Raw genomic sequence first — 12,370 nt, 5'->3', positions numbered from 1 at the left:
GGATGCATGACTGAACCGCTGGCCGCCCGCTCGCTGCTGTTCGCGCCCGGGGATTCCGAGCGCAAGCTCGCCAAGGCGGGCGCGAGCGAAGCCGATCTGGTGCTGCTCGACCTGGAGGACGCGGTGGCCGAGGCGAACAAGGGCGCTGCCCGGGCGCTGGTCGCCGAGCATCTGAAGACCGGCGTGCGGGCACAGCCGCAATGGGTGCGGATCAACCCGCTCGACACGCCGCATGCGCTCGCCGATCTCGCCGCTATCGTGCCGGGCCGGCCCGACGGGATCATGCTGCCCAAGGCGACCCGCGCCGAGGCGGAACTGCTCAACCATTACCTCACCGCGCTTGAGGCGGCGCACGGCCTGCCCCAGGGCGGGATCCGCACGATCGTGGTGGCGACCGAGACCGCGCCGGCGATCTTCGGACTGGGCGACTATGCCGGCTGCCCGCGCCTTGCAGCGCTCACCTGGGGGGCCGAGGACAGCGCCACGGCGCTGGGCGCGACGCACAATCGCGACGAGAGCGGGGAATATGATTTCCCCTATCAGGTGTTCCGCGCGCTGGCGCTGGCCGGGGCGGCGGCGGCGGGGGTGACGCCGATCGAGACGATCCATGGCGACTTCCGCGATCTCGCCGGACTGGAGAAGGTTGCAACCAAGGCGCGCCGCGCGGGTTTCCGCGGGATGCTCGCCATCCATCCGGACCAGGTAGCCGTCATCAACCGCGCCTTTTCGCCCTCCTTGGCGGAAATCGAGAGGGCGAACCGTATCGTGGGTGCCTTCAAATCCAATCCGGGTGCCGGCACGATCGGCCTGGACGGGGAGATGCTCGACATGCCGCACCTCAAGCGCGCCCAGGCGGTGCTGGCGATGCGACGGCAGTAACACCATGAATTTGCGGATCTATTCCAGCGGGCCTCGATGACCGGAACGCCGGCAGAACCGCTCCCGGTCGGGGAAGACGAGTTCCGCCTCATCGCGGACAGCGCCCCCGTCGCCGTCTGGGTCACCCGCCTCGACCGCAAGCGCAGCTTCGTCAACCGCGCCTATGTCGAGTTCCTCGGCGTAACCTACGAGGAAGCCCTGGATTTCGACTGGCGACGGATCATCCACCCGGACGACGCGGCGCAAATCCTGGCAGCATCGATCGCCGGCGAAGCGAGCCTGACCACCTTCGCGCTGGAGGGCCGATACCGCAGCGCCACCGGCGAGTGGCGCTGGCTGCACTCCACTTCCCAGCCGCGCCGGGACGCGCAGGGCCGGCACATCGGCTTCATCGGCGTCGCGCATGACGTGACCGAGGCGAAGACCGCCGAGCTCGCCCTTCGGGAACGCGAGGCGCAGCTTTCCGCCTTCATCAACCAGACCACCGCGGGCTTTGGCCAGGTCGATCTGGAAGGCCGCTTCACCCTGGTCAACGACCGGTTCTGCGAGATCGCCGGCTGGAGCCGCGACGAGCTGATGGGCATGACCATGCAGCAGATCACCCATCCCGACGACCTCGCGCGGAACGAGCCGCTGTTCGAGCGGGCAGTGCGGGAGGGCACCCCCTACACCCATGAGAAGCGCTATATCCGCAAGGACGGCGGGATCGTCTGGGTGAACAATTCGGTGGCGGTGATCCGGCGGCCCAGCGGCGAGCCCTTCGGCGTGCTGGCAGTGGCGCTGGACGTCACGCGGCGGCGCGAGGACGAGGAGGCGCTGCGCAAGAACGAGGAGACGCTGCGCCTCGCCACCGAGACCGCGGGCATGGCGACCTGGGAAGCCGATCTGGAGACGCGGGAGGGCGAATGGTCGCCCAACCGCTTCGACCTGCTCGGCATGCCCCGGCGGCCGGACAATCGCGGCACCTTCGAGGAGTGGATCGAACGGGTCCATCCCGACGACCGCCAGATGGCACGCGCTGCGGCAGAGCGCTGTTTCCGGGACGGCGTGCCCTATACGATCGAGTATCGTATCTGCCGCGCGGACGACAATAGCGAGCGCTGGCTGCAGAGCCATGGCAACCGGATCGACTATGGCGACAGCCGGCCGAGCCGCTTCGTCGGCGTCTCGTTCGACATCACCGGCCGCAAGCGCGCAGAGGAGGAACTGCGCGAGAGCGAGGCGCGCTTCCGGACGATCTTCGAGCAGGCCAACGACTTCCTGATCACCACCACGCTCGACAACCGCGTCACTTCCGTGAATCCGGCCGTGATCGCGGCGCTCGGCTATGCCGAGGACGAGCTGATCGGCCACTCGATCCGCGAGTTCATGGACGAGGACCAGTTCGCGATCAGCATGGACGCGTTCAACCGCAAGCTCGAGCATGGCGGCTCGACGCGGCTGACCGTCAGGCTGCGCGCCAAGGACGGGCGCGAGCTGATCTGGGAAGTCAATTCGCGGCTAAGCCTGGACGAGCAGGGCCGGCCGACGGCGCTGCACGCGATCGGGCGCGACATGACCGAGGCGAAGCGCGCCGAGACGCATCTCCGCCTGCTGATCGACGAGCTCAACCACCGGGTGAAGAACACGCTGGCGATCGTCCAGGGCATCGCGCAGCAGAGCTTCAAGGACGATGTGCCGCCGCGCCAGGCGCGTGCCGCGTTCGAAGGCCGGCTGGCGGCGCTTTCGGAGGCGCACAACCTGCTCACCCGCGAGCATTGGAGCCTGGTCTCGATGCGGCAGATCATCGAGGACGCGCTGCGCCCGCATGGTGAGGCCGGCCGCTTCACGCTCGACGGGCCGGACCTGACGATCCTGCCCAAGACCGCGATCAGCCTGGCGCTGGCGATCCACGAGCTGGCGACCAACGCGGTCAAGCACGGTGCGCTCTCGTGCCCCGAGGGGCACATCTCGGTCGCCTGGCAGCGGATCCGCGGCGACGGGCCGGCGCGGCTGGCGCTGCGCTGGGAAGAGTCGGGCGGCCCGGCGGTCGAGCCGCCGACGCGGCGCGGCTTCGGCACGCGGATGATCGAGCGCGGCCTCGCCGCCGAGCTGGGCGGCACGGTCAAGATCGACTTCCGCCCGGGCGGGCTGGTCTGCACCGTCGACGCGCCGCTGCCCGAGGGCGCCGAATGAGCGGCTTCGCGGGCCTGCGCGTGCTCGTCGTCGAGGACGAGCCGGTGGTCGCCATGTATCTCGAGGACCTGCTCGACGCGCTGGGCTGCGAGACGATCGGCCCGGCAAGCCGGCTGGCCGACGGGCTGGAACTGGCCGAGCATGGCGATTTCGACGTGGCGATCCTCGACATCAACCTGGGCGGCGAGCGGAGCACGCCGATCGCCGAGGCATTGCGCCTGCGCGGGCTGCGCTTCGCCTTTGCCAGCGGCTATGGCGTGCCGCCCGAGGGCTTTGGCGAGAATGTGCCGATGATCGAGAAGCCGTATCGCGAGGCGCAGGTCGCTGGGGCGCTCAGCCGGTTGCTGACCTAGCCTCCTACCACGCGGTGGCGGGCGACTCGCCAAAGTCCACGAAGTACACGCCAAAAGCGGGTTTTCGCGCGGGCTAGATTGACACAGTTCCCGCAAACGCGCCGCATCTCGCAACATCCTTGCGCCGGCGTGATCCTATTTCCCCAACGGAGCAAAGAGCGACCGGGTTTGACCCCGGCTGCGTGAGCCAAGCAGGCGGAATCCTACATTGCAAGCTGTGGTAGTGCGCCGTCCTTATCGCGCCTTCGCCTGAGATCCCGGCTTGCGCCGGGATGACGGATTGAGGCGGAGGTTGTGGACAGGCCCGGGACGGCGACAACGCCGCCGTCCCGGGCCCTCCCCCTCTATCACCAGCGCTTCGACAGGCGGATCTGCAGGGTGCCCGACTTCTCGCCCTGGCCGGCGCGCAGGCCGGTCTCGAAGTCGAACGACCAGCCGCTGCTCAGGATGTCGAACCGCGTGCCGATGCTCAGCTGGAGCTGCTCGCGCTTCCAGCTATTGGCCGAGAGGCCGTAGAGCGCCGTGCCCGGGATATCGGCATAGTCGAGCCACTGCGCATCGAGATCGGCGAACTCATGGTTCCACTCGGCGCGGATGCGCGGGGTGACCGAACCGAAGCTCGTCTTCTGGCGATACTCTAGACGCCCGCCGATCGTACCGGTGATCGAGCTGACCTCGCGCGCATCGAAGCGCAGATTGTAGCGCCCGGCCCCGGTCTCGACATAGGCGTCGAGATCGGCGTCGAGATATTCGCCACGGCCATAGATCGACCATTGCAGCGGGCCAGTCCGGCTATCGATGCCCACCGAGAGCGCGGCGACGGTGTAGCTGCCGTCGCGGCTGCCACGCGCCGTCGCGTTCACCGCCGCGGCAAGACGCCGGGTGGTGAAGTCGAGCTGGCCGCGGCCGACCATGCCGTCGATGAACGCCCCGCCGACAGGCTGGATGCTGGCATAGGCGGCATAGAGCGTGCTGGTGCCGCGCACCTGCGCCGCCGTGCCGATCTGACTCAGATCATTGCCATAGCCGCCGCCCAGGCCGAGCAGCACCCCTTCGGAGAGCTTGATGTCGGCGCCGGCGCTGAGGCCCGCGGTGGTGGCAGTGATCTTGCTGCGATCGGTCCGCCGGTCACGCGTTCCGATGTCGATCGCGCCGCCCGCCCAGGTGGCCAGCGAGCCGACCCGGCGGTTGCCGTCCTCATCGACGCTGTCCGAGCCCGGCGCGGCCTGCTTGGCCCCGCCGGCGCCGGCGGCGCCGCCCGAACCACCCACGGCACCCGCACCGCCGGTCGTGGCGACCGTCCGGCCATAGCCGAGCTGGTCGGCACGCGAGAGCGGCGACTGGGCGTCATTGGCGAACTGGCCGATCGCCGGATCCTCGCCCGAGAAGCGCATGCGATCGGTGATCGCGAGGCTCCAGCCCTTGTCGGTCGGCCGCTCGCGCACCGACATGCCGTCGCGCGAGCCGAGCGTGACGCCCATGGCGAGGCCGGTAGCGCCGCCGCCATTATGGAGCTGCTCGGTGCGCCGCATGAAGTTGGCGACCTGCGCTCGGGCGAAGCGGCGTGCCGTTTCGGCCTGGGCATCGCTGATCGCCGCCACGTCCGGATCGTTGCGCGGATCCGGGCGTGCCTGGACGGTGAGCGTGACGGTCGACGGTGCCGAGGCGCCGTAGACGTTGCTGAGCGTGTAGGTGACGACGATCGTCCCGCCGAAGCGGTTGTTCGGCGTCACATCGAGGCGATAGCTGCCACTGCCCGCCGCGACGATGTTGGTGGTCGCCGCATTGGCCGGCGAGATGCTGACCACGTTCGCGCCGGTGAACGGCCCGCGCGCCGCGCCCTCGGTGAGCATCACCGAGACCAGCTGGCCATCGCCCGCCGTCGCGGTCTTCGGCGCCGCGACCGGCACCTGGCCGACCACGGTGATCGTCACCGTCCCCGGTGCCGAGGTGCCGCCCGGGCCGACCGCGACATAGGTGAAGCTGTCGGTACCGGCATAGTTGGCGGCCGGGGTGTAGGTGGCGATGTAGGGCGAGGTCGGCGCCGCCGCGACCGGGGTCAGGCTCGGCCCTGCCCCGCCGCTGAGCGTGACGGTGCCATGCGCCGGCTGGCTCGCGATCTGGATCGAGTCATAGACGCCGGTCACCAGCGACGAGAGGTTGATCTGAACGCTGGTCCCCGCCGTGGTGGTGCTGCCCGCCACGGTGGAGGTGCCCGGCCCCGCGCTCGGCGGCGGCGGCGTATCGACGGTGAGGCTCACCGTTGCGGCCGCCGAGGTGCCGCCCGGACCGGTGACGGTATAGGCGAAGCTGTCCGCTCCGAAATAGCCGGCGGTCGGGGTGTAGGTGACCACATCGCCGCTGACCGTGGTGGTGCCATGGGTCGGCGCCGTGGAGACGGTCAGCGTGCTGTGGACGCCGGTGATCGAGGTGCTGAGATCGATGGCGGTGCCCGAGCTGTTATAACCCACGGTCACGCCGGTCTTGTTGGCAGCCGTCGGCGCCGGCGGGGTCGCCACCGTCAGCGAGACCGTGGCGGCGGGCGAAGTGCCGCCGGGGCCGGTCGCGGTGTAGGTGAAGCTGTCCGCGCCATAATAGGTGGCAGCCGGGATATAGGTCACCACATCGCCGGCCACCGTCACCGTGCCATGCGTCGGCGCCGTGCCGATCGCGATGGAGGAGTGGACGCCGGTGACCGAGGCCAACAGGTCGATCGCCGTGCCCGTGCTCGCATAGGTCACGTTCACGCCGGTCTTGTCGGCGGCAACCGGTGCCGGCGGCAGGCCGACGGTGATGCTCACCGTCGCAGGCGCCGACGTGCCGCCCGGGCCCGTCGCGGTGTAGGTGAAGCTGTCCGCCCCATAATAGGTGGCAGCCGGAGTGTAGGTGACCACATCACCGGCGATCGCCACCGTGCCATGCGCCGGCGCCGTGCCGATCGCGATGGACGAATGGACGCCGGTGATCGAAGCCGACAGGTCGATCGCCGTGCCGGTGCTCGCATAGGGCACCGCCACGCCCGGCTTGTTCGTGGCGACCGGAGCCGCCGGGGTCGCCACCGTCAGCGAGACCGTAGCCGGTGCCGAGGTGCCGCCCGGGCCGGTCGCGGTGTAGGTGAAGCTGTCCGCCCCATAATAGGTCGCGGCCGGCGTGTAGGTGATCACGTCACCCGCCACCGTCACCGTGCCGTGCGCCGGCGCGGTGCCGACCGCGAGGCTCGAATGGACGCCGCTGACCGAGGCCGACAGGTCGATCGCCGTGCCGGTGCTCGCATAGGGCACCGCCACGCCGGCCTTGTTCGACGCGGTCGGCGAGGGCGGCAGGCCCACGGTGATATTCACCGTCGCCGGCGCCGAAGTGCCGCCAGGACCGGTCGCCGTGTAGGTGAAGCTGTCCGCGCCGTAATAAGTGGCGTTCGGGGTGTAGGTGGCGACGTCACCGGCAACGGTGACCGTGCCATGCGCCGGCGCGGTGCCGACCGCGATGGCCGAATGGACGCCGGTGATCGAGGCCGACAGGTCGATCGCCGTGCCGGTGCTCGCATAGGGCACCGCCACGCCGTTCTTGTCGGCTGCCACCGGTGCCGGCGGGTTCGCCACCGTCACGGTCACCGTCGCGGGCGTCGAAGTGCCGCCCGGGCCGGTTGCCGTGTAGGTGAAGCTGTCCGCCCCATAATAGTTGGTGGTCGGGGTGTAGGTCACGACATCGCCCGCGACGGTCACCGAGCCATGCACCGGCGCGGTGCCGATCGCGATGCTCGAATGGACGCCGGTGATCGAGGCCGAGAGATCGATGCCGGTGCCCGTGCCGTTGTACGGGATCGCCACACCGCTCTTGTCGGCGGCGACCGGTGCCGAAGGCGTCGACACCGTGATGCTCACCGTCGCGATGTTCGAGGTGCCGCCGGCACCCGTCGCCGTATAGGTGAAGCTGTCGGTGCCGAAGTAACCGGCGGTCGGGGTATAGGTCACGACATCGCCCGAGATCGTCGTCGTGCCATGCTGTACCGCCGTACCGATGGCGATGCTGCTGTGTGGGCCGCCGGTGATCGAGCTGGCCAGGTCGATCGCAGTGCCGGCACTGTTGAACGGCACCGCCACGCCCGGCTTGTCGGCCGCGATCGGCTTGTCGATGAAGGTGAAGGTCGCCGAGGTCGTGCTGGTCTGGCCGTTGACCGAGACCGTCACCGCCTTGGCGCCCGAACCTGCCGCCGGCGCGGTGACGGTGAGCGAGGTCGCGCTCGCCGCGGTCACATTGCCGTTGCCGGCCGAACCGAAGGTCACGGTGTTGTTGCCCGGGGTCGTGCTGAAGCCGGTGCCCGAGACCGTCACCACCTGGCTGACCGGGCCCGTATTCGGCGAGACGCTGGTCACGGTCGGGACGACCGCGAAGGCGCTGCCCGGGGTCGCGCTCGTCGTCGGATAGCCGGCCGGCGTGAAGGCGCCGAGCGAGAAGCCGGCGGTCGAGCCCGCCGTGGTGCCGGTATAGCTGATCGTGACGGTGCAGCTGCCCGAGGGGATGCTGAAGCCGTTGAACTGGAAGTTCGCACCGCTATCCGAACCGCTGGCGCCGCAGCTGCCGCCGAGCGCGCCGCGGCTGACCAGCGCCGAGCCGCTGAGCAGCGGCGCGATGCTGGGCGAGGCCGAGGCATTGGGATTGGTGAAGGTGATCGTCGCGGTGCCGGTCTGGCCGACACCGAGCGAGGCGGTCGAGAAATCGACCGTCACGCTGATCGCCGCCGCTGCACTGACGGTGACGCTCTGCTGCACCTGGGCCGCGGCGTTCCAGTTAGTGTCGCCCGCCTGGTTGGCGTTGATCAGGCAGGTACCGGTCGCCTGGAAGGTCACCGAGCCGCCCGAGATGCTGCAGATCCCGGTGGAGCTGGCGTCGATCGTCAGGACCGGCGTCAGCGCCGAGGATGCCGCGACGGTCGGCGTATAGGCCGCGCCACCCACCGACGCGCCCGGCGCGGTCGAGGTGAAGCTGAGCGTCTGGGTGCCCTTGGCGATCGTGCCCGAGACGGTAGAGCCGTCGGTGGTGACCGGCGTGCCCTGGCTGTCGGTCACTCGGATCTGGTAGCTGAACGCGCCGGCAGTGGTCGGCGTACCCGAAACCAGACCGGTCGATGCGTTGAGGCTGGTGCCCGCCACCAGCGTACCGCTCAGCACCGAGTAGGTGTAGGGCGCGATACCACCGGCAGCGGTGTTGCTCTGGTTGAAGCTGGCGCCGACCTGGGTGCCTGAGGCGGCACCCGTGTTGATCGTCAGGTTCGCCGGGGTGACGGTGAAGCTCTGCACCACATCGGGTGCGGCGTCCCAGTTGCCGTCACCGGCCTGGCTGGCAGTGATCGAGCAGGTGCCCGTCTGGTTCAGCGTGAGCGTGGTGCCCGAGACGGTGCAGACGCTGGTCGTGGTCGAGGCGAAGTCGACGGTCAGGGTCGACGACGCAGTGGCCGACAGCGTCAGCGGCGAGGCCGAGAGCGACGCGTTGGACAGCGCGCCGAAGGTGATCGTCTGCGCACCCTTGGAGACCGTGATGCTGTACGACTGGGTCCGGGTGTAGGGCCCGCCGCTGCCCGCGGTCGAGCCGTCGGTCGCGGTGATGTCGAAGTTGAAGGTGCCGGTGGCGGTCGGCGTGCCCGACAGCGTGCCGCCCGACAGCGTCAGGCCGGTCGGGAGCGTGCCCAGCGTCCGCGCATAGGTGTAGCCGGCGGTGCCGCCGCTCGCCGTGAAGCTCTGCGAATAGCCGGTACCGACCGTGGCGCCCGGCAGCGCGCCGGAAGCCGGCGAAATGCTGATCGTCGGTGCGCCGATCGTCAGCACCATCGGGCCGGTCGACATGGTGAACGGACCGGTGCCGAGCGAGCTGTCGGTAACAGTGGCGGTGAAGGTGAAGGTCCCGCTCGCCGCGGGCGTGCCGGTGATCGTGCAGTCGGCGTTGAGCTGCGTGCCGGCGGGCAGCGAACCCGTGTTCAGCGTGGTCGAGCAGGTGTAGGGCGACCGGCCGCCGGTGGTGTCGATCCGGACGTTCGACAGCGCAATGCCGCGCGTGCCGCCGCCGACCGGGAAGGTGAAGAGGAGGGTCGGGTTGCTGACCGGCACCGTCACCGTCGCCGGGGCGGAGGTGCCGCCCAGGTTGGTCGCGGTGAAGGTGAAGCTGTCATTGCCGCGGAAGCCGCTCGGCGCGCTGTAGGTTACCGTGCCCGAGGAATCGACCGCGACCGAGCCGCCTTGGGCCGTGGTCGCCGAGCCGACCGCATAGTTGGTCGGGCTGTTGGTGGCGTGGCCGGTGAGGCTGAAGGTCGTGTTGCTGATGTCATAGGCGACGGCCGCCGCCGTGTACGAGCTCGCAACCGGCGCGGCGACATAGGTGTACTGGTCCGCCGCGCTGGTGGCGCTGGTGCCGCCGGGGGTCGCGACGGTGACGTCGTACGTACCCGCCGCGTTCGCCGGCGAGGTCGCGGTGATCTGCGTGTTGCTGTTGATCGTGTAGGTCGCGTTGGTCGCGCCGAACTTGACCGCACCGGTCGGGTTCGCCGCCGCGAAGCCGCTGCCGGTGATCGTCACCGTGGTGCCGCCGCTGGTCGGGCCCGCGGTCGGCGAGACCGAGGTCACCGTCGGTGCGTTGACATAGGTGTACTGGTCCGCCGCACTGGTCGCGCTGGTGCCGCCGGGCGTGGCAACGGTGATGTCATAGGTGCCCGCCGCATTCGCCGGCGAGGTCGCGGTGATCTGCGTGTTGCTGTTGATCGTGTAGGTCGCGTTGGTCGCGCCGAACTTGACCGCGCCGGTCGGGTTCGCTGCCGCGAAGCCGGTGCCGGTGATCGTCACCGTCTGGCCGCCGCCCGTCGGGCCCGCGATCGGCGAGACCGCCGTCACCGTTGGCGCCGCAACATAGGTGTACTGGTCCGACGCGCTGGTCGCGCTGGTGCCGCCACCGGTCGTCACGCGAATGTCCACCGTGCCGGCGCTGCCGGCAGGCGAGGTCGCAGTGATCGTGGTCGCGTTGACGAAGGTGAACCCGCCCGCCGCAGTGCCGCCGAAGGTGACCGCCGACACACCCGTGAAGTTGGTGCCGGTGATCGTCACCGTGGTGCCGCCGCCCGTCGGGCCTGCCGTCGGCGAGATCGAAGTGATCGTCGGCGCCGGGATGTAGGTGAACTGGTCCGCCGCGCTGGTCGCGCTGGTACCGCCGGGCGTAGCGACGGTGACGTCGTACGTACCCGCGGCGTTCGCCGGCGAGGTCGCGGTGATCTGCGTGTTGCTGTTGATCGTGTAGGTCGCGTTGGCCGCGCCGAACTTGACCGCCCCGGTCGGAGAGGCCGCCGCGAAGCCGGTGCCGGTGATCGTCACCGTCGTGCCACCCGCGGTCGGGCCCGCGGTCGGCGAGACCGAGGTCACCGTCGGTGCCGTGATATAGGTGTACTGGTCGGCCGCGCTGGTCGCGCTGGTGTTGCCGCCATTGGTGACGGTCACGTCATAGGTGCCTGCGCTGTTGGCCGGGGCCGTGGCGGTGATCTGGGTGTTGCTGTTGACGGTGTAGCCGGTCGCGTTGGTCGCGCCGAAGCGCACGCCGCTGGCGCCGGTGGTGCCGTTCAGGTTGGTGCCGGTGATGGTCACCGACGTGCCGCCACCGGTCGGGCCCGCGGTCGGTGAGACCGAGGTGATCGTTGGCAGCATCGTTATCGTGTGGGACGCCGTTGGCGAATTCGCCGCCCCGCCTCCACTCACGCCTACCGTCACGCTTCGGGATAGCGCCGAGCTGGTCGATACCGCGGTGGTGATCGATAGCGCGTTGTTCGAGGCACCCACCGCGATCGTGCCGGTGAAGGCGCAGGTGACATTGGTGCCGCTCGAGCCTGCGCAGTTCCAGTTGGCGCCGGTGGCGCTGCTGTAGCTGAGGCCTGCCGGCAGCGTCGAGGTGAGCGTGACCGTGCCCGAAGTGGCGCCGGTGCCGGTGTTGTTCACGGTCGGGAGCAGCGTGAAGGTGCCGCCCTGGGCCGGGGTACCGCCATGGGTCAGGCTGACGCCGAGCGTCGGCGTCGGCGCGGTGCAGCTGATCGTGAAGGTGACGCTGGAATTGTTGCGGCCGGCTTCGGCGGCGTTGGTGACGCCGTTCGCGGCATCGACCGAATAGTTGGTCACGGCGATGTTGAAGACGTCGTTGGCGGCGCCGACGGTGATGCTGCCCGAGCCCGAGGCGGCGGTGACGTTCTCGGTCGAGCCCGAGCGCAGGGTGAAGCCGCTCTGCTCCTGCAGCGTGACCTGGACATAGCCGGTGCCCGAATTGCGGGTCCAGCTGAAGTTGATGACTTCGCCCGGCGCGAGCGCCTGGGTGAAGTCCGCATAGTTGCTGCTCGACAGCTGCTCGCCGCCAAAGCTCTGGTTGCCGATCGAATAGGTGCCGGACAGCGTCCCCGGGGCATTGTTGCCCGCGCCGGTGGCGATCTGGTTGTTGTTGATCGACTGGCACTGGCCCGAGATCGCCCAGGCGCTGGTCGGCGCCATGACCAGGATGCCCGCGGCGAGCGCGCCGCCCATGCGGCGGACCAGCCGCCCGAGGGGCTTTGGCCTGTTCGAGCTGGAGGTTGGTGTCGCGCGCTCCCCAACGCGCTGTCCACCCGAAACGGCTGCCGCGATCCGAACGCAAACGGAACGCGCTTTCCCCAAGCCCCACACCATGCCGACAATACCCCCAACGCCCGTAAAAGGCGGCCTTGTTCTACATACAAGCAATAAACCCGGCAACAGCGGTTAAACCGAGGAAATATCCAGACATTCTCGAATCAGGATATTTAGAACCAAAATGGTATCAATCGCTTTGCCAATTACGCGATTCGCGGAAACCCCCGGATTCTGTCAATAAAATGTATTAATCCGCACTTCTTCATGATTGGCCCCGCGAAAAGCACGGAAGTGAAGTAATAGCCCCTTGTCTGCCATCGGGATCGGGTATCTAACACG

General features: G+C 69.1%; 4 protein-coding genes. 3 read left to right on the top strand and 1 reads right to left on the bottom strand.

Annotated elements, in window-relative coordinates; genetic code table 11:
- The first annotated feature begins 6 nt into the window (after positions 1 to 6).
- From J2W22_RS10955 to J2W22_RS10945, 3 genes are read left to right on the top strand one after another with little or no spacing between them, the layout of a single operon-like run.
- Positions 7 to 879, top strand: coding sequence for an HpcH/HpaI aldolase/citrate lyase family protein (locus J2W22_RS10955; protein ID WP_307118293.1), 873 nt, complete (start codon positions 7 to 9; stop codon positions 877 to 879).
- Positions 880 to 915: 36 nt separating this feature from the next.
- On the top strand, positions 916 to 3,054 hold the full coding sequence (locus tag J2W22_RS10950) for a PAS domain-containing sensor histidine kinase (protein WP_307118292.1): 2,139 nt from the start codon (positions 916 to 918) through the stop codon (positions 3,052 to 3,054).
- Positions 3,051 to 3,407 (top strand): response regulator, encoded by a 357-nt coding sequence (locus J2W22_RS10945; RefSeq protein WP_307118291.1) that lies wholly within the window; start codon positions 3,051 to 3,053, stop codon positions 3,405 to 3,407. Before J2W22_RS10950 ends, J2W22_RS10945 begins: the two co-directional genes overlap by 4 nt.
- Before the next feature lie 347 nt (positions 3,408 to 3,754).
- Here J2W22_RS10945 and J2W22_RS10940 read toward each other — a convergent pair whose 3' ends face one another.
- The gene (locus J2W22_RS10940; RefSeq protein WP_307118290.1) at positions 3,755 to 11,947 is read right to left on the bottom strand and encodes an IPT/TIG domain-containing protein; all 8,193 of its coding nucleotides are present in this window, start codon (positions 11,945 to 11,947) and stop codon (positions 3,755 to 3,757) included.
- Between the last annotated feature and the right edge of the window lie 423 nt (positions 11,948 to 12,370).

This window comes from Sphingomonas kyeonggiensis (assembly GCF_030812785.1).
Lineage (GTDB): Bacteria > Pseudomonadota > Alphaproteobacteria > Sphingomonadales > Sphingomonadaceae > Sphingomonas > Sphingomonas kyeonggiensis_B.
Note: the sequence above shows the minus strand (reverse complement) of the source record. Positions and strands in the feature narration are given on the sequence as shown.

Bases quoted from the DNA above. Each gene is read 5' to 3' on its own strand.
- J2W22_RS10955 (WP_307118293.1), top strand. From the start codon at position 7: ATGACTGAACCGCTGGCCGCCCGCTCGCTGCTGTTCGCGCCCGGGGAT.
- J2W22_RS10950 (WP_307118292.1), top strand. From the start codon at position 916: ATGACCGGAACGCCGGCAGAACCGCTCCCGGTCGGGGAAGACGAGTTC.
- J2W22_RS10945 (WP_307118291.1), top strand. From the start codon at position 3,051: ATGAGCGGCTTCGCGGGCCTGCGCGTGCTCGTCGTCGAGGACGAGCCG.
- J2W22_RS10940 (WP_307118290.1), bottom strand. From the start codon at position 11,947: ATGGGCGGCGCGCTCGCCGCGGGCATCCTGGTCATGGCGCCGACCAGC.